Here is a 24583-nt window from a genome sequence, read left to right on the forward strand (position 1 = left end):
GGCCTTGCCCAGACCGATGGATTCAGCCACATCCTTGCTCACGGTGGAGATTTGCACACCAATCTTGCCACGCACCACAGGCCGGTGGCGCGCAGCTGGTCGCTCACGCGCACCGCTTCATCGATAGGGATCGAGAACGAGATGCCCATGAAGCCACCCGAGCGCGAGTAGATCTGGCTGTTGATGCACACCACCTCGCCTCGCATGTTCAACAGCGGCCGCCCGAGTTGCCGGGATTGATGGCCACATCGGTCTGGATAAAGGGCAGGTAGTCGCCCGTGTCGCGCTGCTTGGCAGAGACAATGCCGGCGGTCACCGAGTTTTCCAGGCCAAAGGGCGAGGCCGATCGCCATCACCCACTCGCCCACGCGCAGGCGGTTCACGTCGCCATCTTGACGGCGGGCAAGCCGGTGGCATCGATCTTCACCACAGCCACATCGGTGCGCTTGTCCGGCGCCCACGATCTTGGCCTTGAACTCGCGCTTGTCGGTCAGCGTCACGATCACTTCATCGGCACCATCGACCACATGCGCGTTGGTCATCACATAGCCGTCGGCCGTCAGGATAAAACCCGAACCCAGGCCGCTGGGCACCTCATCGCCATCGGCGCCGGGGCGCTGGGGGCGTTGCTGCTTGGGGATGCTGGGCACCGGCAAGCCAAAGCGCTTGAAGAACTCCAGCATCTCCGGATCGAGGCCGCTTTGGCTTTGGCGGTTGGACACCTCTCCATCGTGCGGATATTGACCACCGATGGGCCCACCTGGTCGACCAGGTCGGTGAAATCGGGCAGGCCACGCACCACAGCAGGTGCAGGGTTCTGGGCCGCTGCGGCAGCATCATCGCGCTGCTGACGGACAGGATGGCCGCCAGTGCACTGATCTGAAAGGCTTCCAACGCTTTAGAGACATATCACTCCTCAATTTGACAATATGGCGGCACCGTATACGCAGTGATTCATCGCGTCGCTCGTGGTGCCCTGCCGCAATTGGAGGGGCAATAGGCCTCAGGTTCCAAGCGTGCATCACCATCAGATAGGCAGCAAAACCCAGGTTTTCAAGCCTTTGCGCGCGAAAGGCATAAAAAAACACCTGCCATGCAGGTGTTATTTGAGGGGTTCAGGGCATCATCAGCACAAACGTGAAGCCTTGTCGGCGCAGCCATCGCTGCGCTTTTCGGCATTGAAAGTGGCATTGCGCAAGAAGCCCGCTGGCATTTGCAGGTTGGCGGTGCCGCCAATCTGCCCGCGTGCGCCAGCAGCTCATCCAGGCGCGGATCGCGCAGCATGATGCTGGAGTTCTGGCCCACCGTGACCTGCTGCTGCACCAGGCCTTGGGCATTGGACGCGGCAGACCTTGGTGACGCAGCCGAGGCAACCACCTGCGGCGCAGCAGCTGCTGCCATCTGCTGCGAGCCTCATTGCCTGCGCCACCCGAGAGCAACCGATGCTGTTCCAGCCGACCATCGCCACAGCGGCCACGGTAGCAAAGCCAGCCACCATCTTCCAGCGGAAGACCGAATGGTTCGCAGATCCTGCGCGGCTGGCTGGACGGTCTGCACAGCGGCACAGCGGCCCACGCCGGCACGAGACAGCACCAGGCACGGGCTGGCCCTGGTCGGCCAACGGCGGCTCCAGTGCAATCTTGGCCATTGAGCGCATCCAGGAATGCCAGGCTGTCGGAGCACGTGTGTGTGCGCCGAGCGCATCAGATCGCCAATGACCTGGTAGGACTGCACCGAGGCGTAGCAGGCCTCGTCTGGGCCAACTCCGGCAGCTCGGCCAGCAGCTGGCCGAGCGCCTGGTCGTCCAGCTCACCATCGACCCAGGCGGACAACTGCTCACAGGCCGCCTGCATGCTCATGTTCGATGCTTGGTTTTCGAGATTCATAGCCATATTCCTAGCGGGCCCAGGCCCTTGCAGCCAGTCATCACACTCATACAGCTACCAACGCTTGCCAGACTGGCGTTCAAGCATGGGCTTTACCTTGGCGGAAATCGCCTCGCGGGCGCGGAAAATACGCGACCGTACCGTACGATGGGGCAATCCATCGCAGCGGCAATGTCTTCATAAGACATGCCTTCAATCTCACGCAGCACGATGGCCTGTCGCAGGTCCTCGGGCAACGCGTTCCATCGCCGTGTTCACCGCCTGGGCAATTTCCTGGGCGGCAATCACCGTTTCAGGCGTCTCATCGGTCGTTAGTTCGCGCCGGCATAAGTTTCATCGTCATCGTCTTTTCCGCGCAGCGCGCTCTCGGTCATCACCGGGTTGCGGCTGAGCTCGACCATGCCTTCTTGGCGGTATTGACGGCAATTCGGTACAGCCAGGTGTAGAACTGCGCATCACCGGAACTGCGGCAGCGCGCGTAGGCGCGCAAAAAGGTTTCCTGGGCCAGATCGGGCACCAGATCCACATCGCGCACCATGCGCCCGATCAGGCGCTCGATGCGGCGCTGGTACTTGAGCACAGCAGGCCATAGCTTTTTGATCTCCTGCCACCGTGCGCTTGCACCAGGTGCAGATCGCTGTCATTTGCATTCGGGGTACTGGCCGTTGGCGTTCCCGTCATAAAAGAGGCCTCTTGGCGCTACAAGCTTGCAGCTATTGTTGTGGTTGTTCAGCTGTAGGCTTACACCTGAGGATGTTCTGCGGTTCAGCGGCAAGCGACGAGTATAAAACCCGACGAATATCCGGCCAGCGCTCTGGATTAGCGGCTCTCGCCACAAGCAGCCACTGACTGGGGCACCGGCTTGGCAACCCCTGGGCCTGCAGGCAATATCAGGATTGCCATCCATCAGCACGGTCAGTGGCCCCAGTTCTGGCGCTGCTCCAGCGCCAACGGGGCTGGCCCAAGGCACCACTGAGAGCCAGTCCAGTGCAAACAAGTTCCCTGCGGCCACAGCGGCATGCGCCGACCAGCCCTACCGCCAATGCCATTACCGCCACTGCCAAGGCGCGCGGCAAGGCCGTAGGAGCTGCTGCATGCATCCAGGCCAGGCACAGCAGCGCGACCAGGCAGACCCAGCCGGCCAACAGCAGGCGGACGCGGCTTGGGCTCACCAGCGCAAAGGACTGCAAGGCCATCAGGCAGTTGGGGCGATGGTGGGGCATGGCTGGGCGGCTATTGACAGAGGCATCACCCCCATTCTGCAGTGCACCCATCAGCGATCCGCAGTGGCAAACCCCCGTGTTGAAGCGCCAACACCGTGCTGACGAAGCAGCGCAAAAACAACAACAGGCCTCTGTCACAGAGGCCTTATCCCAGCGTGGCTGGTGTGACGCACCAGGCGCCAACCACCATCAAAACGCGTTTGAACACCAGGGTGCCGTTGGTACCGCCAAAACCAAAGTTGTTCTTGACGGCGATGTCCAGCTTGGCCATCGCGCGCGGTGTTGGCGCAAGTAGTCCAGATCGCATTCCGGATCCTGGTCCACCAGATTGATGGTCGGAGGAATCTTCTGGTCCTTCAAGGCATCACGGTAAAGACGCTCTCCAGACCGCCAGCCCACCGAGCAAATGGCCGGTCATGGACTTGGTCGAGCTGACCACCAGCTTCTTGGCATGCTCGCCCATGGCTGCCTTGATGGCATTGGTCTCATTGAGGTCACCCAGCGGCGTGGAGGTGCCGTGGGATTGAGGTAGTCCACCTGGTCGGCGTTGACACCTGCATTGCGCAGAGCAGCCAGCATGGCGCGGCGCGGGCCGTCCATATTGGGCGCGGTCATGTGACCGGCGTCAGCGCTCATGCGTAACCAGCAACTCGGCATAGATCTTGGCACCACGGGCCTTGCGTGTTCGTACTCTTCGAGCACCACGATACCGGCACCCTCACCCAGCACAAAGCCGTCACGGCCCTTGTCCCAGGGGCGCGATGCCCGCCTTGGGATCGTCATTGCGTGTGGACAGCGCGCGCATCGCTGCGAACCCCCCCACACCCAATGGAGAAACAGTTGCTTCGGTACCACCTGCAATCAAGACGTCGGCATCGCCGTATCGATCATGCGACCGGCTTCACCAATGCAGTGCAAACCTGTCGTGCAAGCAGTCACCACCGACAGGTTCGGGCCTTGAAGCCAAAAACGCATCGATACATGACCTGCGACCATATTGATGATGGACGCGGGAAACAAAGAAAGGCGTGATGCGACGCGCACCACGGCGCTCATATTCACCGTGCGTGTTCTCAATCAGTGGCAGACCACCGATACCCGAAACCAATCACACAGCCAATACGAGTTGCGAGCTCTTCATCCAGTGCCTCGCCCAAAGGCAGGCCGCGTCTTTCACTGCCTCTTGGGCAGCGGCAATGCCATAATGAATGAAGGAGTCCATCGTGCGTGCTTCCTTGGCACTCATATAGGACTCAAGTCGAAGCCTTGACCTCACCTGCAATCTTGCAGCTGAAATCCGTGGTGTCGAACTTGGTAATGAGGTCAATGCCGGATTGACCGGCCAAAATGTTGACCAGGCTTCAGCAACCGTGTTACCCACGGGGCTGATGCAACCCAGACCATCACGACGACGCGACGGCGACTCATGCGTTACAACTTTCTTGTTGATCTCTCGGAAGATTGGCAGCAAGACACTTGCGCCACAAGGCGCCAAGTGCATGCGCAATCAATTAAGCCTTTTTGGTGGCTGTTGGCGTAGTCGATGGCGTTCTGCACCGTCGTGATCTTCTCTGCGTCTTCGTCAGGGATCTCGATCCGAACTCATCTTCAAAGCCATCACCAGTTCCACGGTGTCCAGCGAGTCAGCGCCCAGGTCGGCTACAAAAGCCTTTTCGTTCGTTACTTGAGACTCTTCACGCCGAGTTGCTCGGCGATGATTTTCTTGACACGTGCTTCGATATCGCTCATGGTTTCCCTCTGGGGTTTGTGAATGAACCCGCGATTCTAGCTGCTTCAGCAATACCTGAGTGCAAACTTGCCGTCGCGAGGAAACGGCATTCAACTTTCGTCAAATCTACATATACATGCCGCCATTGACATGCAACTCCTGCCCTGGTCACATAACCGGCCGCCATCTGAGGCCAAATAGACACAGCGTTGGCAATGTCTTGCGGCTGTCCCAGCTTGCCCAAGGCAATCTGCGACTGCAGTGCTTTCTTCTGCTCTTCGGGCAACTGGGCCGTCATATCGGTCTCGATAAAACCAGGCGCCACGCAGTTGAACCGTGATGCCACGGCTGCCCAACTCCTTGGCCAGCGACGCGCGTCATACCTGCCACACCCGCCTTGGCGGCCGCGTAGTTGGCCTGACCGGCATTGCCCGATGCACCCACCACCTGGTGATGCTGATGATACGGCCAAAACGCTGCTTCATCATCGGACGGATGGCAGCGCGGCTGGCGCCGAACACGGCCTTCAGGTTGGTGCCAGCACGGCATCCCAGTCCTCGTCCTTCATGCGCATGGCCAGCGTGTCGCGGGTGATGCCGGCGTTGTTGACCAGCACATGCAAGCCGCCCTGGGTCTTGACCAGGCTGTCGATCAGCGCTTCGACGGCGGCGCCATTGTTCACATCCAGCGCCACACCACGCGAGCCGGCAAAGGCCGACAGCGCTTGCGAGATCTTGGCAGCGCCGTTCTTCGGTCGTTGCCGTGCCGATCACTTGTAGCCGGCAGCGCCGAGCGCCTGGGCAATGGCTGCGCCAATACGCGCGATGCGCCGGTAACCAGGGCGACTTTGGCTGTTGAAGTGGTTTCAGTCATGCGATGGCTTCTCTGGTTTCTTGCAAAGTGGCGGGGTCAATACAGAGCCACACCGACGAGTTCAGGGTCGATGCGCTTGGTCATGCCGGTGAGCACCTTGCCCGGGCCGCACTCGACAGGTGGGTCGCGCCCAGCGCACGCAGGCGCTGCACGCACTCCACCAGCGCACGGGGCCAAAGGCCTGGCGGGTAGAGCGCATCACGGATCGCATCGCATCGGTAGGCATCGCCACATCGATGTTGTTGAGCACCGGAATCTGGGGCGCGGCCAGTTGCAGCTCTGCCAGTGCCAGCTTGAGCTTTCAGCGGCGGGCTTCATCAGGCTGGAATGGAAAAGGCGCAGACACGGGCAGCGGCAGCGCGGCTTGGCACCGGCTTCCTTCACGCCAGGCTGGCCGCTTCCACCGCAGCCTTGGAGCCGGCGATACCGTCTGGCCAGGGTCGTTGAAGTTCACTGCCTCGACCACTTCGGCGCCGCCAGCTGGGCCGTCACCTGGGCGCACACGCCTTGACCTTGTCCGCATCAGGCCCAGCACTGCCGCCATGGCGCCAGCACCCAAGGCACGGCCCTCTTGCATGGCAGCACCCCGCAGGCGCACCAGCGGCGCGCGCCTGGCTCAGGGTCAGCACACCGGCAGCCACCAGCGCGGAATACTCGCCCAGCGAGTGGCCTGCAACCGCTATCGGCATGGGGCCGCCTTCGGCTTGCCAGACACGCCATGCGGCCACGCCAGCGACCAGCATCACCGGTTGGGTATTGGCGGTCAGCGCCAGCGTTTCTTTGGGGCCGTTCTGGATCAGCGCGCCCAGGTCTTCACCCAGCGCATCCGAGGCCTCTTGCAGCGCCTGAACCACTGCGGGGTGGCCACCCCAGGCATCGAGCATGCCCACAGACTGCGAGCCTTGGCCGGAAATACAAATGCAAAAGCGCTCATGTCTCGGTTCAATCAGTTTTTATCAATCAGCGGATGACAGCGGTCTCGGCAACGCCGAGCCATGCTACATCGTCAGCAGCACGGCACCCCAGGTGAAGCACCGCCCACGCCTTCGAGCATCACATTCTGCCCGGGCTTGACCTGGCCGCTGCGCACGGCGTGGTCCAGCGCCAGCGGGATCGAGGCCGCCGAGGTGTTGCCATGCTGGTCGACGGTAACGACCACCTTCTCCGGCGCGAGCTTGAGCTTGCGCGCCGTGCTCATCATGATGCGCAGGTTGGCCTGGTGCGGAATCAGCCAATCGATATCGGCTTCCTGCATCTTGGCCTTTCGAGCGCGGCGCGTGCGGCCTTGTCCAGCACACCGACGGCGAGCTTGAACACGCCTGGCCATCCATGCGCAGCAGCGGCGAGCCAATCACCTGGCCACCCGAGACTTGCCGGCACGCACAGAATGTCGACATGGCTGCCATCGGCATGCAGCTCGGTGGCCAGGATGCCGGGCTTGTCAGACGCTTCCAGCACCACAGCGCCGGCGCCATCGCCAAACAGCACGCAGGTCGTGCGGTCATTGAAGTCGAGAATGCGGCTGAACACCTCGGCACCCACCACCAGCACGCGCTTGCGCTGCGGACTTGATCATCGATGTCCGCCACCGTCAGTGCGTAGACAAAACCGCTGCCACACGCCTGCATGTCAAACACGGGCAAGCCATTGGCAATGCCCAGCTTGTGCTGCAGGATCGCGGCGGTCGAGGGGAACACCATGTCCGGCGTCGAGGTCGCGACAATGATCAGGTCGATATCGCTGGCCTGGATATTGGCGGCCTGGAGCGCGTTCTTCGACGCCTCCAGCGCCAGATCGCTGGCTACGACATCGGGCGCTGCAAAATGGCGCGCCTTGATACCGGTGCGATCCACAATCCACTCGTCGGAGGTTTCCAGACCGCGCGTGGCCATCTCGCGGCCAACTCATTCATTGGTGACACGACGTGGCGGCAAATAGCTGCCAGTGCCGATAATGGGGAATAAATACTCATCGAATTCAGGTAGGAGACGTTCACGGTTTTGGCAGCAGCATTGCTGTCTGCCGACATCAGCAGGGCGCTGCCGTCTGAATCTTGGTCTGCACACGCCCCAGCAAACATTGCGGGCGGCATCATAGGCGCGCCGCAAGGCATGCTCATACGCCACCGCGTCGGCGAGCCATGGTTTTGAAAACCAGGCCGCGCAATCCGAGCAATGCAGCCCCATTGTAGCGGCGGTGGTCCACCCGCTTCATTCAAGCGCGCCAGCACCGGGTAAGCGATCACTGCGGCGATCTTCGTGAGCAGGTTGCGTTTGAACTCTTGTTTGAGCCCGTTGCTGATCATGCTGGCCACGCCTTCGCTGGCCTTGAGCGCGACATTGCCGACAAAGCCATCACAGGTCACGATATCGACCGTGCCTTGAAGATGTCATTGCCTTCGACATTGCCGTAAAAATTGAGGTAACCCGACTGGCCAGCGGTGCGCAGCAGCTAGCCGGCGCGCTTAATGACCTCGCTGCCCTTGATGGCTTCTTCACCAATATTGAGCAGGCCAACGGTGGGGTTTTCTTTGTTTTCCAGGGCGCTGACCAAGGCCGAGCCCATGACGGCGAACTGCAGCAGATGCTCTGCACTGCAATCCACATTGGCGCCCAGGTCCAGCACCGTGGTGGCGCCGCCCTTGGCGTGGGGAAGTTGGGTGGCGATAGCCGGGCGGTCAATGCCCTCCAGCGTCTTGAGCACATCAACGGGCAATGGCCATCAGCGCCCCGGTATTGCCCGCCGACACGGCTGCCAGTGCGGCGCCCGACTTCACTGGCTGATGGCAACCCGCATCGAAGAATCCTCTTCTTGCGCAGCGCCACTTCCACCGGGTCATCCATAGTGACACTTCGCTTGCAGGCACGATGGTGCACGCTCCGTGCTGAAAAGACTGCAAGGCCTCAAGGCTGCCCGGACCATCAACCATGGCATCAGGGTGGCTATCCAAAAACTTCTGCATGCGGTAGCGTGACACGATACCTGCGTCCCCACCCATGCAATCCACGGCAGTGTGATCATTCGTTCGGTAATTCTTTGACGTTGTTCGCACCGAGTTCCAGCTCGGCGCGCAGCGCGCCGCAAACTGGCAAGAAATAAAAAAGGCCCGCGCTACTATGTAGCTGCGGGCCTTTTTTTATACAGCTATGGCTTAGGCTTCCGACTTGTTCTTCAGCAACTTGGCGGCCACGGTAGAAACCGTTGGGGCTGATGTGGTGACGCATATGGGTTTCACCGGTGGTGGGTTCCACAGCGATGCCAGCACGTTCAGTGCGTTGTGCGAACGGTGCATGCCGCGCTTGGAAGGGGATTTCTTGTTTTGTTGAACAGCCATGATGGCTCCTGAGTCTTGAAAGGGTTGGTGACATGGCCTGCGCATTCACAAAGGCATGCCCGAAATTTAACGCGACTTAGCCCATTAAAGACACGAGGATTCGCGCGAAGCCTCAAATTATAGCAAAGATGCAGCAGGCTTCAAGCCACCCGAACTAGGATTGGGTTTATCAATGCGCAGCGATGCCAGCGCCGCGAAGGATTGGCTTTTCCGCAGGGCGGTCGTCAAAATCCTGGGTGGCGGACTCCAGCTTTAACATCCACCGGGCAGACCTCGTGCATGGGCACCATGGGCAGTGCCATCAGCAACTCATCCTCGATCAGCTCAAGCGCATCGATCTGGGGCGCCAGCACCAGCACATCTTCTTCGCTCTCGTCATCGAGCGCTGCCGCCGTGGCCTCGTCCTCACAAAGCGAAAGGAGCGGCTGCTTTCCACCGCCACATCCACCGGGCGCATGCAGCGCTGGCACTGCAGTCTGCACCTGGGTTTCGGCATGCAGATGCAGCCAGGCTGGCCAGGGCCGCCGGTCGATTCCACCCATTCACCATCGAGCACCCAGCGCACGGGCTCGGCGGCAAGCGCCTCGCCTGCGCTGGTCTTCGGCAGCAGCGGGCCAGCTGCCCCAGGGCAGCTCGCCTTCCAGCGCCGCGTTTTGGTGGGCAAAAGCCTTGATCTCAAGGCGATTGACTGAAAATTCCTTTGTCATGCGCGCCAGTGTAAGAGAATCTGGGCATGTCTGAATCCCTGATTGCCCCGCGCCCTTGTACTGGGCTCCACCTCCCGCTACCGGCGAGAGCTTCTGTCGCGCTTTCGCCTGCCCTTCGAGACCGCCTCGCCCGATGTGGATGAAACCCCACAGCCCGGCGAAAGCCCGCCGCGCTGGCGCTGCCGTGGCGCTGGCCAGGCCCATGCGGTTGGCCGCCAGTACCCCGATGCCATCGTGATTGCTCGGACCAGGTGGCCGACCTGCACGGCCAGCCGCTGGGCAAGCCGATGTGCATGACAAAGCCGTGGAGCAGTTGGCGCGCGATGAGGCGGGCAAAGCATGCAGTTCCACACCGCCGTGGCCGTGGTCTGCCAGGCCACTGGCTTTGCGCAGGCCGATACCGCCAGTGGTGGCACGGTGTTCCGCCCGCTCGAAGACGCTGAGATCGAGCGTTATCTGGTGGCAGAAAACACCTATGACTGCGCCGGCAGCGCCAAGAGCGAAGGCCTGGGCATCTCTGCTCGACGCCATCGAGAGCGACGACCCCACCGCCTTGATCGGCCTGCCCTGATCCGCACAGCCCGTTTGCTGCGCGCTGCCGGATTGGTGATGCCATGAACCAACAAACAACCAAAGGGCGCCTGTTCCTGGTGCCGACCACCCTCGATTTTGGCTGCGCCACCGAGGCGCCGCTGACCGATGTGCTGCCGTGCACACCGTGCAAGCCGCCGCCCGCATCACCCACTGGGTCTGCGAGAACGCCAAAAGCTGCCGCGCCTTTCTCCAAGCGTGTGGATGCGGTGGCGCCCCTGGCGCTGCCGCTGCAGCAGCAAAACATTGCCGAGCTGCGCCGAAAGCCCATAAAAAAGGCGACCACCACCCGCAGACCAGCGCTGGGAGCGATAGCACAGCCTGATTGCCGCTGCGCTGCAAGGCCATGATATGGGACTGGTGAGCGAAGCGGGCATGCCCGCGATTGCCGACCCCGGCAGCTCGGTGGTGCGCGCCGCCCATGACGCAGGCATCGACGTGGTTCCGCTGGTTGGCCCACCTCGCTGCTGCTGGCATGGCCGCCAGCGGCCTCAATGGCCAGAACTTTGCGTTTGTCGGCTTGTGCCCAGCGACGCCTCCGATCGCAGCGCCCGCCTGCGTGTGCTCGAGCAACTGGCGCTGCGCCAGGGCCTCAGACCCGATCTTCATCGAGACGCCCTACCGCAACCAGGCGCTGCAGGGTGCGCTGCTGCAAACCCTGCAGCCCAAACGCGCCTGTCCATCTCCAGCGGACTGACCCTGGAGAGCGCCAATACGCAAAGCCGCCTGGTCAAGCAGTGGAAGCCACTCAACACCAGCCTGGACAACCGCACGCCCATGGTGTTTGCCATTGGCCGCTAAGCCCCGTTAATGGCTGCAGCCGTTGCGGCACGCCCATGAAAAAAGCGGTGCCTCGGCACCGCTTTGTCATTCAAGCCTTGAAGGCTGTCAGCGGCACGCTGGGCAGCAGCGACATCGAGCGCAGGGTGCCGACCGCGCCCGCGCCGACCGAGGCACCAAAACGCTTGGCAAAGCGCTCGGCCACATGTCGCGGCGCGTGTAGTCCACCACCTCTTCGGCACCCACGACATCGCGGGCCACCTGGTCGAGGCTGCCCCAGGCCATCGGCCAGGCCCACTTCACGGCCTCCTGGCCCGTCCAGAACAGGCCGCTGAAGGTGTCCTCGGTTTCCTTCAAACGGTCACCCGGCCCTGGCGCACGACCTGGATGAACTGCTGGTGAATCTGGCTCAGCATCTGCTGCGCATAGGCCTTTTGCTTGTCCATTCATGGGGCTGAATGGATCGAGCATGCCCTTGTTGGCGCCAGCGGTGAGCAAGCGGCGCTCCACGCCCAGCTTTTCCATCGTGCCGGTAAACCAAAACCATCCATCCAGCACGCCAATGCTGCCGACGATCCTGGCCTTGTCGACATAGATGCTGTCAGCCGCAGAGGCAAATGTAATACGCGCAGAGGCGCAGGACTCCTCGACCACCGCATACATCGGCTTCTTGTACTGGCCTTGAGGCGCACGATCTCGTCATTGATCATGCCCGCCTGCACGGGGCTGCCACCGGGCGAGTTGATCAGCAGCACCACGGCCTTGGCGCCGTCATCCTCAAAAGCGGTGCGCAGGGCCGCAATCAACAAATTCGCACTGGCGTCCGCGCCGGAGGCGATCTCCCCTTGAGCTCGACCACAGCCGTGTGCTCGGTCGAGGTCTTGGCGGCCGATCCGTCCGAGCCAAACAGGTAGCTGACAACGCAACCACCAAGCCCAGCCAGACCAGGCGAAAGAAAATCTTCCAGCGGCGCGCTGCGCGCTGACTCCTTGAGCGTGTCAAAGGCAGGCGCTCCAGCACCGAGCGCTCCCAGCCCGGGCTGGGTGCTGCGGCAGCGGCAGGCGCCGCTGCGGCCGTCTGCCCCCACAGGTCGGGCGCCGGCGGCGGATTGTGCTGAGGGTTGTTGTCCATGGGGTTCATCTTAAAAATCAAGAGGTTGGAGACGGTTTACCGTGTGCAATAGACCACGCCATCACTCTCACTCAGCGCAACCCTTGACCAAACCGCCACACAGGGACCGCCGGCACAGGCTCCAGTATCGGGCACATAGGCGGCGCCATGGGTGGCGCAGAGCAACCAATTACCTGTGTCGTCGAAAAACCGCCCCGGCTGGTAGTCCATCTCCATCGCCACATGGGTGCATCGGTTCAGATAGGCATGGACTCCCGCGTGGTAGCGGATGGCAAAGGCGCCTGGCAGGTCTGACCGGCATAGACCCAATCAAAGGCCACCGCGCGCCACCGTGCAGCAGCGCATCGCTCTGGCAACAAGGCAATCATCTGCGCGGTACTTCCGCCATCACCGCACCTGTTCACCGAGGTTCATCTGACTGACATACAGACAGTAATTGCACCATAGCTAGGCATGATCCGCCATCCACTGTTGCAGTTCAGCAAACGGTATGGGCCACATACAAGGGGTTGAAGGCCTCAAAACCCACATGGTGGTGGGCGCCGGTAAGCTCACTCCCACGCTGCGCAGCCGGCATTGACGGCCATTTGCAGGTCATGCGTGGTGTCTCCCCACCATCAGCAGACGCTCGGGCGCCACATCCAGCTCGGCCATCAGCTCCTGCAGCATCAGCGGATGGGCTTGCCAGCCGTCTAGTCCGAGGTGCGCGTCGCATGGAAGCGCCCCTTGAGCAAGGTCGTATCCAGCACACGGTCCAGCCCCGGCGGTTCTTGCCGGTGGCAATGGCCAGCAGGTGGCGCTGGCGGTCAGCTGGTCGAGCAGCTCCAGCACGCCGTCAAACAAGGTCACCTGCTCCTGGCGCTTGAGGAAATGCAGCCGGTAGCGGTTGGTCAGCGCCACATCTGGTCCTCGGCACATCGGGCGCGGCATGGCGCAGCGCGCTTTGCAGGCTCATGCCGATTCACAACTTGGCATCGCCAGGCTGGGCACCGTGCCACCACCATCCCGCACCGCATCCTGGATCGATAGCGCAATGGCCGCGGTCGAGTCAAACAGGGTGCCATCCCAGTCAAGGCCAATCAGGTCAAATTGGCGGGCCATGGGGTTCTCTTTCTATATCTGTCACAAAACTGATCCATCGGCCGCCGAGGCCGCCGCCACAAAGTCTGCCAGCTCCAGCGGCAGCTCGGCGCCCAGTTGCACGCGCTCTGCCGTCTGCGGGTGGTTGAAACTGCAGGCGCCAGGCGTGCAGGAACATGCGCTTGAGGCCATGTTTGGCCAGGCGCTTGTCAGATCGAAGTCGCCATATTTCTCATCGCCGGCAATCGCAATGGCGCTGCTGGCCAGGTGCACGCGGATCTGGTGGGTGCGGCCGGTTCTTGATGGTCACCTCCAGCAGGCTCATCGCTGGCAGGCCCAGCTGGTTGCGGGCCGCAACACCTGTTGCACCTTGACAGCGAGACCGAGCGCATGCCCATCGGGTCATCGGCCGTGGTGGCGCGCACGCGGCGCTCGCCATCGGGCAGCAGGTATTTGCGCAGGGGGGTGTCGATCACCTTCTTTGTTGGCGTCCATTCGCCGATGACCAGGCCAGGTAGGTCTTGCGGTCTCCCCGCTCGCGGAACTGGTCCTGCAGATGGTGTCAAGCGCCGAGCGCTTCTTGGCCACCAGCAGGATGCCCGAGGTTTCGCGGTCGAGCCGTGCACCAGCTCCAGAAAGCGGGCCATCGGGGTGGGCGCGGCGCAGCTGCTCGATCACGCCAAAGCTGACGCCCGAGCCCCCATGCACGGGCCACGCCTGCGGGTTTGTTGATCGCCAGCATGACATCGTCATCGTAGCAACAAGGGAAACTCCCTAGCTGGCACCGCGCGCTCGGCTTCGTCGGTTTTGCTGCGACGCGCACCGGCGGAATCCGCACCACATCGCCGGGCTGGACGCGAGTGTCCGCTGTCGCGCGGCCCTTGTTGATACGGACTTCACCCTGGCGGATGATGCGGTAGACATGGGTCTTGGGTACGCCCTTGAGGTGGCGCATCAGAAAATTGTCCAGGCGCTGGCCTGCGTCGTCGGGGTGGACCTCGACCAGCCTTTCCAGCCACTGGGGGTGCTTGTGGACTACGGGGCTCGCCCGGTTTGCCCCCTATAATATGTTTCACCTGCGCGATAGAGTTATTGGTTTACCGGTGAGCAGTTTAATTCACCCACCAGTACCCGCACAGGCCGGTCGATGTCTGGCCTGATCGCCTTGCCGCCCCACCTGCTTACCAAAAGATTGGCAGGGGACGCCAAGTGAATCAGGCGGACAGACACATTGAAAACAACGAAAAAACAGATTTTTGGCGACAGCTGTCGCAAGGCCTGCAACCAGGCCCCGCCAGCTGATCGTCTTCACACCAAACATGTTGATTTTGTGGGTTGGATGGCAACTCTCTGGCACAGCAGCAGCTGGCGCCAGTGCGTCTTGCTGTGCCCGCTGTGCGCATGTTCTCAGGGCAAATATCCCAGCCGAGGCAGCCCAGCGCTGGCTGGCTGCTTATTTACATGCCCTCTCCCGCAGTGCCTAGATCCCCTGTGCTGACATAAGTATTACCAGCAAACATGACACGCTCTGTGAATTCTTTCGTTCTCTGCGTCTGTCCCGGCATCTGTGGCTCCAGTAAGAGCCTGTTTATTGTTGGGATTGGAGACAGGTGCCTGACTGACAAAGGCAGCCTGTCCCGCATTACGAAGGACGCGCATCATGAAACGATGCTGATCAACGCCACGCAAGCTGAAGAGCGCCGCCTCGCCATTGTTGATGGCCAAAAGCTGCTGGACTACGAAATTGAAATCGAAGGCCGCGACAACGCAAAGCAATATCTACAAAGCCGTTGTACCGGGTCGAGCCCTCCCTGGAAGCCTGCTTTGTCGACTACGGCGAAGACCGCCACGGCTTTCTGCCCTTCAAGGAAATCTCCAAGCAGTATTTCGCCGAAGGCGTCTCCCCCAGCCAGGCCCGCACAATGATGTGATCAAGGAAGGCAGGAGCTGATCGTTCAGGTCGAGAAGGAAGAGCGTGGCAACAAGGGGCGCGGCCCTGACCACCTTCATCTCGCTGGCAGGTCGCTATGTGGTGCTTGATGCCCAACAACCCCCGGGGTGGTGGTGTCTCGCGCCCCCGCATCGAGGCGACGAGCGCGCCGAGCTCAAGGAGGCCATGGACCAGCTCGAATACCCCAAGGGCATGTCCATCATCGCGCGCACGGCCGGCATTGGCCGCAGCGCGCCCTGAGCTGTACAATGGGACCTGAACTACATGCTCAAGCTCTGGGGCGCCATCGGACGGCGCAGCCAAGTCGGGCAAAGGGCGCCTTCCTGATCTACCAGGAATCGAGCCTGGTGATCCGTGCGATCCGCGACTATTTCCACAATGACATCGGCGACTCCTGATCGACACCGTGACAATTTTATGAACAAGCCAGCAGTTCATGGCCCATGTGATGCCTGAGCACGCTGCCCGCGTCAAGCGCTACCGCGATGACGCGCCCGCTGCTCAGCCGCTTCCAGATCGAGCACCAGATCGAGTCGGCCTACTCGCGCACCGTGACGCTGCCATCGGGCGGCGCCTTCGTGATCGACCACCCGCAGCGCTGGTCTCCATCGACGTGAACTCGGCACCGCGCCATCAAGGGCGGTGATATCGAGGAAACCGCCACCCGCACCAACCTGGAAGCCGCTGACCGAAGTGGCCCGCCAGATGCGCCTGCGCGACCTGGGTGGCCTGATCGTGATCGACTTCATCGACATGGAAGAGTCGAAGAACCGCCGCGATGTGGAAAGCCGCCTGCGTGACGCGCTGCGCCAGGACCGCGCCCGCGTGCAGTTCGGCACCATCAGCAAGTTCGGGCCCTGATGGAGATGAGCCGCCAGCGCCTCAAGCCGCGCTGAGCGAAGGCGCCCACATCAACTGCCCACGCGCGGCGGCTCCGGCCACATCCGCGATGCGGAAGCTCGGCGCTGCAGATCCTGGCGCATCATCCAGGAAGAGTCGATGAAGGACAACACGGCAGCGGTGAACTGCCAGGTGCTTGTCGAAGTCGCCTCCTTCCTGCTCAACGAAAAGCGCACCGAAATCCAGAAGATCGAGCTCAAGCAGCGCGTGTCCGTCACCATGGTGCCCAACAGGCACTGGAGACCCCGCACTACAAGCTCGAGCGCATGAAGCACGACGACCCGCGTCTGGACTCGATGGAAGCGAGCTACAAGCTGGCCGACCCCGGAAGAGGAAAGCCTGGGCTTTACCCGCCGCTCGCAAGAGCCGACCAACAAGCAGACCCCGTCATCAAGGGCGTGCTGCCCGATGCACCGGCACCGATTGCCGAGCCACGCCCGGCGCCCGCTGCCCGTACGGCCAGCCCGCACAACGGCAAGCCGCTGGCACCCCCGCCGCAGCGCCTGCTGCCGCACCGGTGGCTGCCCCGCAAAAGGGCTTCTTCGCCTGGCTCAAGCGCTTTTTCGGCATGGCCCTGAGCCCGCACCAGCGCCCGTGCCTGCACCCGCAGCAGCACCTGCTGGCGAGGCCGCCGTGAAAACCGCGATGGCCGCAACGCCAACAACCGTGGCGGCCGGGTGGACGTGCAGAGCGCGGCGACCGCGGTGAGCGCAAGGATGGCAACCGCCCCGCCCGTGGCGAGCGCGCCGAAGGCGAACAACGCGGCGAGCGCAATGGCCGCGGCAACAACGGCGCAGCCGATGGCAGCCGCAGCCCCGTGGTGGCGACCAGGAAGCCGCAACCGCCGTGGTGAGCCGGTGACCGCCAGGAGCGCAACCGCCGTGACGACGCCCCGCTGAACCCGCAAGCCGGCGACAACGCCGCAGCAATGGCGAGCGCCAGGAACGCGCCCCCGCCCCGAGCGCGCTCCCCGCGAGCCGCGTAAAGGCGCCGTGACCGTGGTGCTGACGTGGTGAGCGCCAGGACCGCCGCAACAACGGTGACGAGGCGGCCCAGCCCCTCAACGCCGTGGCACCGGCGCCGATCAACGCCGATGCGGTGATTGCCTCGCTGCCATCGCTGGACCTGGAGACGGCAACCAGGACGGCCCCAGCCGCCGATGCAGATGGCGCAACGCCTGACGCCGTGAGCGCCGCTCGCGTGACCGCTATGGCCGCGACCGCCGCAACCGTGGTGAGCGCGAGCGCAATGGCCGCGACGGAGCAGGCCGAAGGCGACAACGCCGCCGCCGACTCGGCTTTGGCGCCGATGTCGTCCCGGCCTCCTCCAGCGTGTCGCAAGATGGCGACGAGGCACCCCGCCGCAGCTACTTCAACGCAGCGCCTGCCGCGGCATCGGCAGATACCCCGGCGCCTGCGGTGGCCGATGGGGCAGCAGCTCCTGCGCCTGTGGCCAGGGCGAGGTACCGGTTGCCGCTCAGCAAGCTGCTCCCGCAGTGGCTCCAGCAGCCCCCGCAGTGTCTGATGCGCCTGCTGCACCTGTGGCGCCTGTCGCAGCAGCACGGTCGCGCCCCAGCCCCTGCGCCTGCCGCTGCAGCGCCTGCCAAGGCCGGTCTGCCAGCGATTGCCAGCTACGCGCTGCCCCTGGATGCACTGCACCAGATCGCCAGCACCGCAGGTCTGCAATGGATAACTCCGATGCCGACAAGATCGCAGCCGTGCAAGCGGCCATTGCGGCCGAGCCCCAAGCCCGTGCATGTCCCGCGTGAGCGCCAGCCCGTGGTGCAGATCGACCAGGGCCCGCTGATCCTTGTCGAGACGCGCAAGGATCTGACCGACCTGGTGCTGCCTTTTGAGCGCGAATCCGCTTAAAAGCGCTGACCCCGCAACCCTCAGGCCGGAGCGATCCGGCCTGTTTCATTGATGGAGCCCCTGATGCTGTTTCTGCTCTCGCCGCCAAATCTCTGGACTATGAAACCCCGCTGCCTGCGGGCCTCGCCAGCACGCAGCCCCAGTTCATTCCCCAGTCCAAGGCCTTGATCGCAGTGCTGCGCACGCAGTCGCCCCAGCAGATTGCCAGCCTGATGGACATCAGCGACAAGCTCGCTGCGCTGAATGTGGCCCGCTATGAGGCTGGTCGCCCAAATTCAGCAGCAAGAACGCGCGCCAGGCATCATGGCTTTCAACGGCGATGTCTACGACGGCCTGCAGGCCCCCACCTTGAGCGCCAAGCAGCTCGACTGGGCGCAGTCCCACCTGTGCATGCTCAGCGGCCTCTACGGCGTGCTGCGCCCGCTCGACCTGATGCAGCCCTACGGCTGAGATGGGCACGCGCCTGGCGACCGACCAGGGCAGCAAACCTCTACCACTTCTGGGGCACGCAGGATCGCCGGACTACCTCAATGCGCAGCAGGCGGACGAAGACAAGCCCGTGGTCGTCACTGGCCTCGCAAGGAGTACTTCAAATCGGTCGACCGCAAGGTGCTGCGCGCCCGCGTCATCGACTGCAGCTTTGAAGACTACAAGAACGGCCAGTACAAGATCATCAGCTTCTTTGCCAAGAAGGCACGCGGCCTGATGGCGCGCTACGCCATCGAGCACCAGACCAAGACGCCGGCGGCCTGAAGAAGTTCAGCACCGCCGGTTATGCCTTCGCGCCCGAGGCCTCGAGTGAAGACCATTTCGTGTTCAGGGCGCAAAGTCGATTGATGCGACTTTGATGCACAATGGGCCGCGAAAGGAATCTGATGACAGCCTCGCAACCCCTCACCCCGGAACTGCGCGCCTGGATCATTGATCAGGCCAGCGCCGGCGTCAGCGCCGACCGCGTCTTCAAAGCCATGTGCGATGCCGGCTGGAACGCCGATGTCGCCGAGTCCGCGATGGAATCGGTGCTGACCGAGCACCTCGCGCAGTTGCAGGCGAGCAAGGACACCGCCGCTGCGGCGGCCTCCCTGCCACTGCCCTGTCCCGTCCCCTGCCCGAGCCCACCTGGGCAATCGCCCTCCCCATCGATGTCGGTGACGCGAGGTCAGGTGTTGCTGGCCCTGCGCACCAGCGCGTCGTCGTATTCGGCAATCTGCTGCCGACGAGGAGTGCGACGCCATCATCGCTGCGGCCGGAGCCGCGCATGCAGCGCTCGCTGACCGTTGAGACCCAGACCGGTGGCGAAGAAGTCAATGCCGACCGCACCAGCGACGGCATGTTCTTCCAGCGCGAGGAGTCGCCCGCCGTCGCCGCGCTGGAGCGCCGCATCGCCAAGCTGGTCAACTGGCCGGAAAACCATGGCGAGGGCTGCAGGTGCTGCACTACCGGCCTGGCGCCGAGTACAAGCCGCACTACGACTATTCGACCCGACCCAGCCGGGCACGCCGACGATTTTGAAGCGTGGCGGCCAGCGCCTGGCACCTTGGTGATCTACTGAACAACCCGCAAGCCGGCGGCGGCACCAGCTTCCCCGATGTGGGGCTGGAAGTGGCGCCGCGCCGCGGGGCAATGCGGTGTTCTTCAGCTACCCGCGCCCGACCCCGCAACCAAAAGCTGCATGGCGGCTCACCGGTGATTGCCGGCGAGAAATGGATCGCACCAGTGGTGCGCGAGGGCGATTCAAGTAAAACCGCTGCCGCCGCCGGGCCCCCGCGCCGGCAGCGGCCGCTTTTTGTTTCCACAGCATGACCGTCTCCCTTCGCCGAGCAATCGCCCTGGCCAGCGCTCCGCATACATCGACCAGTACGACCCCACCTTGCTCTTTCCGCTGCCGCGCCAGGCCAAGCGCGACGAGATTGGCCTGCAAGCGACAAGCTGCCCTTTTTTGGCGCCGACCTGTGGACGGCCTATGAGGTCTCCTGGCTCAACCTGCGCGGCAAGCCCCAGGTGGCCCTGGTGAGCTTCACCATCCCTTGCGAGACGCCCAATATCGTCGAGAGCAAGTCCTTCAAGCTCTACCTCAACAGCTTCAACACAGCCGCTTTGCTCAGTCGATGAGGTACGCGCCAAGCTGCTCGCCGATATCAGCGAAGCCGTATGGCGCGGCGCGCCCTACAGGCTCCGTCGGCGTGCAGATGATCGACCCGGAGGTGTTCGACACCCTGCCGCTGCAAGAGCTCGACGGCCTGAACCTGGACCGGCTGGACATCGACTGCGAGCACTACCAGCCCCAACCCCAGCTGCTGCGCGCCGCCTTTGATGAGGCGCCTGTCACCGAGACGCTCAGCAGCCGCCTGCTCAAGAGCAACTGCCTGGTCACCGGCCAGCCCGACTGGGGCAGCGTGCGCATCAGCTATACCGGCCGGCGATCGACCAGGAACGCCTGCTGCAGTACATCGTGAGCTTTCGCAACCACAACGAATTCCATGAGCAGTTGTGTCGAGCGCATGTTTGTCGATATCTGGAAGCACTGCAAGCCGATCCGCCTGACGGTCTATGCCCGTTACACGCGCCGGGGAGATGCCTGGACATCAACCGCTGCGCACCAGCCAGCCGATGGCCCTGCCGGCCATTATCCGCACCGCACGCAGTAATCAGTCCAGATCGCCGAACAGCGGCAAGGTTGTAGGGGTCGGCCTTGTGCTCGGCTATGGCCGGGCGGCTTTGGGGCCTGGCGCAATGCCTGGCGCATGGCCTGCCAGTCGCCCACCAGCCTTGCGCCAAGGCCTGCTCCAGCGGCAGCAGCCCACCCACCCGCACCCCCAGGAGCCGCAGGCGCTGGTCCAATGGCGCGCGCTTCAAGCACTGGCCGCCGCATGCCGGATGGCAGCGGCATCCTGGGTGTAGAGCGGCAGGCTGTGGTCGCGCGTGGCGATGCGAAAGTCGGGTAGCGCAGCTTGATGCCAATCGTGCGCCCCACATAGCCTTTCGCTGCAGGTCAGCCGCCACCATCTGGCACAGCTCGGTAAAGATCGCGCCGAGCTCGGCCTTGTCGCGCACCGCATGCAGGTCGCGGTCAAACGTGGTCTCGCGGCTCATCGATACCGGCTCGCTCTCGGTCACCACGGGCCGGCTGTCCCGCCCCAGCTCGATGCATGCAGCCAGGCGCCGTAGCTGCGGCCAAAGTGTGCCACCAACCAGGGCAAGGTCCTTGGCGGCCAGATCGCCCATTGTGTAATGCCCAGTGCCTGCAGCTTGGCATCGGCCTTGGGGCCCACGCCATTGATCTTGCGGCAGGCCAGCGGCCAGATCATCGTTTGCAGATCGCTCTCGAGCACAATGGACACGCCTTTGGGCTTGTTGAATTCGCTGGCCATCTTGGCCAGCTGCTTGTTGGGGGCAAACCCGACCGAGCAGGTCAGCCGGTGGCCGCATGAATGGCCGCCTGCATGCGCAACGCCAGGCTGCGGCCATGGTCTTCCTGGCCGCCTTCGACATGGGTGAAGTCGATATAGACCTCGTCCACGCCCCGGTCCTCCATCTGAGGCGCCATCGCGGTGATGATGGCCTTGAACTGGCGCGAGAAAATGCCGGTAGCGCGCAAAGTCCACCGGCAGCAGAATAGCCTGGCGGGAAGAGCTTGGCCGCTTCATCATGCCCATGGCCGAGCCCACGCCAAAGGCGCGCGCCGGGTAGGTGGCCGTCGTGATCACGCCCGGCCCACATAGTCTTTGAGCTGAGGAAAGGCCTCGGGCGGGATCTCGTCCAGGCGCTCGCCCATAGCGCGCTTTCAGCGCCTCATCTTCTGCCCGGCGGCCCCCGCCGATGATGACGGGCAGCCCCTTGAGCTGCGGGTAGCGCAGCAGCTCGGCGAGGCATAGAAGGCATCCTGTCCAGATGCGCAATGCGGCGGCGCGGCGGCAGGAACAATCAGGCGATTGGCGAGGGGGAGGAGCACACCGGCTATTGTCTCCCAGCGCGGCGCGGCTTGCAGCCGCCAGTCGCGCAAAACCGGCAGCGGAGGCTGCCGAGCCGGCTGCTGCGGGCGGTCAGTGGTCGTGGTGCAAATAGGCGGCCTGCTTGGGCAGGCGCAGGCTGAAACAAAAAGGCAATCACCATCATCACCGACACATACCAGAAGAAGGCATTTTCATGGCCGGCGTTCTCAGCGCCAGCGCGACAAACTCGGCCGAGCCACCAAAAAATGGCATTGGCCACCGCATAGGCCAGGCCCACGCCCAGCGCGCGCACCTCGGGCGGAAACATCTCCGCTTTGACGATGCCCGAGATCGAGGTGTAGAAGCTCACAATCGCCAGCGCCACCAGGATCAGCAGGCCAGCCGTGACCGGCGACGAGGCCTGGTGCATTGTGTGTCAGAATCGGCACGGTGCCCAGCGCACCAGCGCACCAAACAGCATCATGCTGGTGCGCCGGCCAATGCGGTCGGGACAGCGCGCCAAACAGCGGCTGCATGCCACATGTACACAAACAGGCACACGGTCATCACGTAACTGGCGGTTCTTGATCGGCAGGCCCCGCTGTTGACCAGGTACTTTCTGCATATAGGTGGTGAAGGTTGTAGAAGATCAGCGAGCCGCCGGCCGTATAGCCCAGCAGGTGACAAAGGCGCGCCAGTGGTGCTTGAACAAGTTGGCCAGGGTGCGGTTTTCCTTGTTCTGCATCGCCTCGGTGGACTGGGTTTCATGCAGAGTCCGGCGCAGCAGCATGGCCACAAACGGCCGCCGCAGCGCCCACTACAAATGGAATGCGCCAGCCCCAGGCACGCAGCTCGGCGTCCGTCAGTACCGCTTCCAAAATCACATCAGCAGCACGGCCAGCAGCTGGCCGCCGATCAGGGTCACATACTGGAACGACGAGAAAAAGCCGCGCTGGCCTTGAGCGCCACTTCGCTCATAAGGTGGCTGTCGTGCCATTATTCACCGCCCACGACAGGCCCTGGAACAAGCGGCACATCAGCAGCAAAAAACGGCGCCCATGCCCCAATCTGCGCATAGGTGGGCAGGCAGGCAATCACCAGGGAGCCGCGCACATCATGGTCACCGAGATCAGCATCGACTTCTTGCGGCCGTACTTGTCGGCAATGCGGCCAAACAGCCAGCCGCCGATGGGGCGCATCAAAAAGCCGGCGGCAAAACACCCGGGGTGTTGAGCAGCTGTACGGTGGGATCACCCTTAGGGAAGAAGCGGCGGCAAAGTAGATGCCGAGAACGCATAGACTAGAAGTCAAACCATTCGACCAGGTTGCCCGACGAGGCCGCCATGATAGAGAAATGCGGTGGCGCTTTTCTTCGGGCTGTAATGGGTGAGGGGTATATTGGCCGAAGTCTGGGCGGCCGATGGCCAGTTCTGGCACGGAGGGTGTTGTCATTGGATGGTCCCGTGTAGCAATGCAGACCATGATGCGCCGCTGCGAGACCCTCTGATGTCAGAGCGGGCGCTGAAATTTCCACCGCCCGCACCACCACCATTGGCTAAAGCTGGGTGCAGATCACCACTATACCGACCAGCATCGCGCAATGCCCCATTTCTCAGTGCGGCGCAGCTGCTCCTTGAGCACCCGGCGCGAGACCAGGTAGCTGAACACCACCTCGACCATGCCCAGGGTGCGTACCGACGCGGCGCTTTGCAGCGCGTACGCGCGGAACCAGGCGAGCGATGCTGCACTGCCCATGCAGCCCGCCAACAGCGACACGCGCCAGGCCTGGGCAATGCGGACCAGCACGCTGCGGTCACGCCAGACAAACCCAGGCGCCCATCGCCAAGGTCTGCATGCCTGCGCACATGAACACGCCCCAGGCGCCGACGCAGCGCGCTGGGCGCATTGAGCGCCAGCGCCGCACCGCGAAAGCCCACTGTCGCAATCGCAAAGCAGGCGCCGCAGATTCAGGCCATACATCGCAGCCTTGCTGCGCCAGTCGAGCTTTGCGCCGATCTGGCGCGGCGGCAAGGACAGCAGCGCCACGCCAATGGTGGCAATGGCCATCGCTGCCAGCGCCCAGTAGGTGGGCAGCTCGCCAGAAAGACCGCGCCAAAACAGCGCCACCTGAGCACCTCTGTCTTGGACAGCGTGACGGCGACGGCCAAAATGCGCTGCTGCATCGCCAGCAGCAAGGCGCCAGTGGCGGCGATCTGGAAGAACGCGCCAGCGCCAGCCAGCCAAAATAGGCGCCAGTCCAATGCGCAATTCAGGCGCCTTGGCGGGCAAGGTGTAGAGCAGCACCAGCGCCAGCGCAGCCAGCGGCAGGCCGTAGAGAAAACGCACAAGGTGGCGGGCCAGGTGCACCAGATCGGCGGTCAGCGAGCGCTGCGCCGCATTGCGCGCCGTTCTGCGCGATGGCGGCAAAAACACCACCAGCGCCATCCACCAACCACCCCATTGCATTCCCGCTCCGTCAGCCATTACCGCATCAACTTCATCACAAGGCCACCGAATGGTAGGCCATCGGCGCTACCCGTGCGCCTGCATTTGGGCGATGCGAGCCTGCGGCATCAAGAGGGGCCAGCACGCTGC

General features: G+C 63.1%; 22 protein-coding genes and 19 pseudogenes. 18 read left to right on the forward strand and 23 right to left on the reverse strand.

Features of this window, described 5'->3' with window-relative positions; translation table 11 throughout:
* Positions 1 to 38: 38 nt before the first annotated feature.
* The 12 genes and pseudogenes from ACFODQ_RS04995 to ACFODQ_RS05050 all read right to left on the reverse strand — a co-directional run bounded on the left by ACFODQ_RS04995 (position 39) and on the right by ACFODQ_RS05050 (position 9527).
* Positions 39 to 722, reverse strand: a complete 684-nt coding sequence (locus ACFODQ_RS04995) for a trypsin-like peptidase domain-containing protein (RefSeq protein WP_377015472.1) — start codon at positions 720 to 722, stop codon at positions 39 to 41.
* A 331-nt stretch (positions 723 to 1053) separates the two neighbouring features.
* Positions 1054 to 1377, reverse strand: a complete 324-nt coding sequence (locus tag ACFODQ_RS05000; RefSeq protein ID WP_377015474.1) for a hypothetical protein — start codon at positions 1375 to 1377, stop codon at positions 1054 to 1056.
* Between the two features lie 326 nt (positions 1378 to 1703).
* Positions 1704 to 1853, reverse strand: coding sequence for a hypothetical protein (locus ACFODQ_RS05005; protein ID WP_377015476.1), 150 nt, complete (start codon positions 1851 to 1853; stop codon positions 1704 to 1706).
* An 87-nt stretch (positions 1854 to 1940) separates the two neighbouring features.
* Positions 1941 to 2567: pseudogene (locus ACFODQ_RS05010) on the reverse strand (sigma-70 family RNA polymerase sigma factor).
* Positions 2568 to 3254: 687 nt separating this feature from the next.
* A pseudogene (gene fabF, locus ACFODQ_RS05015) lies at positions 3255 to 4537 on the reverse strand (beta-ketoacyl-ACP synthase II).
* A gap of 90 nt (positions 4538 to 4627) precedes the next feature.
* Positions 4628 to 4858: pseudogene (acpP, locus tag ACFODQ_RS05020) on the reverse strand (acyl carrier protein); the annotation flags it as partial.
* 106 nt (positions 4859 to 4964) lie between these two features.
* Positions 4965 to 5711: pseudogene (gene fabG / locus ACFODQ_RS05025) on the reverse strand (3-oxoacyl-ACP reductase FabG).
* Positions 5708 to 6645: pseudogene (gene fabD, locus ACFODQ_RS05030) on the reverse strand (ACP S-malonyltransferase). The pseudogenes fabG and fabD overlap by 4 nt, the downstream one beginning before the upstream one ends.
* A gap of 64 nt (positions 6646 to 6709) precedes the next feature.
* A pseudogene (locus tag ACFODQ_RS05035) lies at positions 6710 to 7666 on the reverse strand (beta-ketoacyl-ACP synthase III).
* Between the two features lie 73 nt (positions 7667 to 7739).
* Positions 7740 to 8709: pseudogene (plsX, locus tag ACFODQ_RS05040) on the reverse strand (phosphate acyltransferase PlsX).
* Positions 8710 to 8881: 172 nt separating this feature from the next.
* A pseudogene (gene rpmF / locus ACFODQ_RS05045) lies at positions 8882 to 9045 on the reverse strand (50S ribosomal protein L32); the annotation flags it as partial.
* 224 nt (positions 9046 to 9269) lie between these two features.
* The gene (locus ACFODQ_RS05050; RefSeq protein ID WP_377015478.1) at positions 9270 to 9527 is read right to left on the reverse strand and encodes a hypothetical protein; all 258 of its coding nucleotides are present in this window, start codon (positions 9525 to 9527) and stop codon (positions 9270 to 9272) included.
* Positions 9528 to 9545: 18 nt separating this feature from the next.
* Here ACFODQ_RS05050 and ACFODQ_RS05055 point away from each other — a divergent pair, with 18 nt between their 5' ends.
* The 3 genes and pseudogenes from ACFODQ_RS05055 to ACFODQ_RS05065 all read left to right on the forward strand — a co-directional run bounded on the left by ACFODQ_RS05055 (position 9546) and on the right by ACFODQ_RS05065 (position 11144).
* Entirely contained in the window at positions 9546 to 9737 is a 192-nt protein-coding gene (locus ACFODQ_RS05055) for a hypothetical protein (protein ID WP_377015480.1), read from the forward strand.
* A 57-nt stretch (positions 9738 to 9794) separates the two neighbouring features.
* Positions 9795 to 10370, forward strand: a pseudogene (locus tag ACFODQ_RS05060) (Maf family protein).
* A pseudogene (locus tag ACFODQ_RS05065) lies at positions 10367 to 11144 on the forward strand (SAM-dependent methyltransferase). The pseudogenes ACFODQ_RS05060 and ACFODQ_RS05065 overlap by 4 nt, the downstream one beginning before the upstream one ends.
* 70 nt (positions 11145 to 11214) lie before the next feature.
* Here the strand turns inward: ACFODQ_RS05065 and ACFODQ_RS05070 are convergent.
* The 5 genes and pseudogenes from ACFODQ_RS05070 to ACFODQ_RS05090 form a co-directional block, all read right to left on the reverse strand.
* Positions 11215 to 12263, reverse strand: a pseudogene (locus tag ACFODQ_RS05070) (S49 family peptidase).
* Between the two features lies 1 nt (position 12264).
* Positions 12265 to 12618, reverse strand: a pseudogene (locus tag ACFODQ_RS05075) (Rieske (2Fe-2S) protein).
* A gap of 230 nt (positions 12619 to 12848) precedes the next feature.
* On the reverse strand, positions 12849 to 13184 hold the full coding sequence (locus ACFODQ_RS05080) for an HAD family hydrolase (protein WP_377015482.1): 336 nt from the start codon (positions 13182 to 13184) through the stop codon (positions 12849 to 12851).
* Between the two features lie 21 nt (positions 13185 to 13205).
* Complete coding sequence (locus tag ACFODQ_RS05085) at positions 13206 to 13355, reverse strand: hypothetical protein (protein WP_377015484.1); 150 nt, start codon at positions 13353 to 13355, stop codon at positions 13206 to 13208.
* Positions 13356 to 13376: 21 nt separating this feature from the next.
* A pseudogene (locus tag ACFODQ_RS05090) lies at positions 13377 to 14398 on the reverse strand (RluA family pseudouridine synthase).
* A 726-nt stretch (positions 14399 to 15124) separates the two neighbouring features.
* Between ACFODQ_RS05090 and ACFODQ_RS05095 the strand changes: the two are divergent.
* From ACFODQ_RS05095 to queF, 15 genes and pseudogenes are all read left to right on the forward strand, one after another.
* The gene (locus ACFODQ_RS05095) at positions 15125 to 15265 is read left to right on the forward strand and encodes a hypothetical protein (RefSeq protein ID WP_377015486.1); all 141 of its coding nucleotides are present in this window, start codon (positions 15125 to 15127) and stop codon (positions 15263 to 15265) included.
* Between the two features lie 44 nt (positions 15266 to 15309).
* Positions 15310 to 15525: a hypothetical protein gene (locus tag ACFODQ_RS05100; protein WP_377015488.1), complete on the forward strand. Its 216-nt coding sequence runs from the start codon at positions 15310 to 15312 to the stop codon at positions 15523 to 15525.
* Between the two features lie 8 nt (positions 15526 to 15533).
* Positions 15534 to 15683 carry a hypothetical protein gene (locus tag ACFODQ_RS05105; RefSeq protein WP_377015490.1) on the forward strand — a complete coding sequence of 50 codons (150 nt, stop codon included), beginning with the start codon at positions 15534 to 15536 and terminating at the stop codon, positions 15681 to 15683.
* Positions 15684 to 15770: 87 nt separating this feature from the next.
* Complete coding sequence (locus ACFODQ_RS05110; RefSeq protein WP_377015492.1) at positions 15771 to 15902, forward strand: ribonuclease E/G; 132 nt, start codon at positions 15771 to 15773, stop codon at positions 15900 to 15902.
* A gap of 25 nt (positions 15903 to 15927) precedes the next feature.
* Positions 15928 to 16146 carry a ribonuclease E/G gene (locus ACFODQ_RS05115; RefSeq protein WP_377015494.1) on the forward strand — a complete coding sequence of 73 codons (219 nt, stop codon included), beginning with the start codon at positions 15928 to 15930 and terminating at the stop codon, positions 16144 to 16146.
* Positions 16147 to 16269: 123 nt separating this feature from the next.
* Positions 16270 to 16455 (forward strand): hypothetical protein, encoded by a 186-nt coding sequence (locus ACFODQ_RS05120; RefSeq protein WP_377015509.1) that lies wholly within the window; start codon positions 16270 to 16272, stop codon positions 16453 to 16455.
* The gene (locus ACFODQ_RS05125) at positions 16452 to 16763 is read left to right on the forward strand and encodes a hypothetical protein (protein ID WP_377015496.1); all 312 of its coding nucleotides are present in this window, start codon (positions 16452 to 16454) and stop codon (positions 16761 to 16763) included. The genes ACFODQ_RS05120 and ACFODQ_RS05125 overlap by 4 nt, the downstream gene beginning before the upstream one ends.
* Before the next feature lie 99 nt (positions 16764 to 16862).
* A complete protein-coding gene (locus ACFODQ_RS05130; protein WP_377015498.1) occupies positions 16863 to 17084 on the forward strand; it encodes a hypothetical protein in 222 nt (73 codons plus the stop codon).
* Positions 17085 to 17253: 169 nt separating this feature from the next.
* Positions 17254 to 17709 (forward strand): hypothetical protein, encoded by a 456-nt coding sequence (locus tag ACFODQ_RS05135; RefSeq protein ID WP_377015500.1) that lies wholly within the window; start codon positions 17254 to 17256, stop codon positions 17707 to 17709.
* Entirely contained in the window at positions 17709 to 18056 is a 348-nt protein-coding gene (locus tag ACFODQ_RS05140) for a hypothetical protein (RefSeq protein WP_377015502.1), read from the forward strand. The genes ACFODQ_RS05135 and ACFODQ_RS05140 overlap by 1 nt, the downstream gene beginning before the upstream one ends.
* Positions 18057 to 18166: 110 nt before the next feature.
* Positions 18167 to 18244 (forward strand): annotated as a pseudogene (locus tag ACFODQ_RS05145) (hypothetical protein); the annotation flags it as partial.
* Positions 18245 to 18359: 115 nt separating this feature from the next.
* Positions 18360 to 18809 (forward strand): annotated as a pseudogene (locus ACFODQ_RS05150) (YaaA family protein).
* A gap of 122 nt (positions 18810 to 18931) precedes the next feature.
* Positions 18932 to 19330: a hypothetical protein gene (locus ACFODQ_RS05155; RefSeq protein ID WP_377015504.1), complete on the forward strand. Its 399-nt coding sequence runs from the start codon at positions 18932 to 18934 to the stop codon at positions 19328 to 19330.
* On the forward strand, positions 19315 to 19608 hold the full coding sequence (locus tag ACFODQ_RS05160; RefSeq protein ID WP_377015505.1) for a hypothetical protein: 294 nt from the start codon (positions 19315 to 19317) through the stop codon (positions 19606 to 19608). Before ACFODQ_RS05155 ends, ACFODQ_RS05160 begins: the two co-directional genes overlap by 16 nt.
* A gap of 234 nt (positions 19609 to 19842) precedes the next feature.
* Positions 19843 to 20699, forward strand: a pseudogene (queF, locus tag ACFODQ_RS05165) (NADPH-dependent 7-cyano-7-deazaguanine reductase QueF); the annotation flags it as partial.
* A 207-nt stretch (positions 20700 to 20906) separates the two neighbouring features.
* Here the strand turns inward: queF and ACFODQ_RS05170 are convergent.
* The 6 genes and pseudogenes from ACFODQ_RS05170 to ACFODQ_RS05195 form a co-directional block, all read right to left on the reverse strand.
* Positions 20907 to 21281: pseudogene (locus tag ACFODQ_RS05170) on the reverse strand (DNA polymerase IV); the annotation flags it as partial.
* Complete coding sequence (locus ACFODQ_RS05175; protein WP_377015511.1) at positions 21170 to 21427, reverse strand: hypothetical protein; 258 nt, start codon at positions 21425 to 21427, stop codon at positions 21170 to 21172. The gene ACFODQ_RS05175 and the pseudogene ACFODQ_RS05170, both read right to left, overlap by 112 nt.
* Before the next feature lie 41 nt (positions 21428 to 21468).
* Entirely contained in the window at positions 21469 to 21603 is a 135-nt protein-coding gene (locus tag ACFODQ_RS05180; protein WP_377015513.1) for a hypothetical protein, read from the reverse strand.
* Positions 21604 to 21694: 91 nt separating this feature from the next.
* A pseudogene (locus ACFODQ_RS05185) lies at positions 21695 to 21955 on the reverse strand (hypothetical protein); the annotation flags it as partial.
* A 144-nt stretch (positions 21956 to 22099) separates the two neighbouring features.
* Positions 22100 to 23440: pseudogene (locus tag ACFODQ_RS05190) on the reverse strand (MFS family transporter).
* A gap of 126 nt (positions 23441 to 23566) precedes the next feature.
* Positions 23567 to 24454, reverse strand: a complete 888-nt coding sequence (locus ACFODQ_RS05195) for an EamA/RhaT family transporter (protein WP_377015507.1) — start codon at positions 24452 to 24454, stop codon at positions 23567 to 23569.
* Positions 24455 to 24583 lie beyond the last annotated feature (129 nt).

The organism is Comamonas sp. JC664 (genome assembly GCF_042647185.1).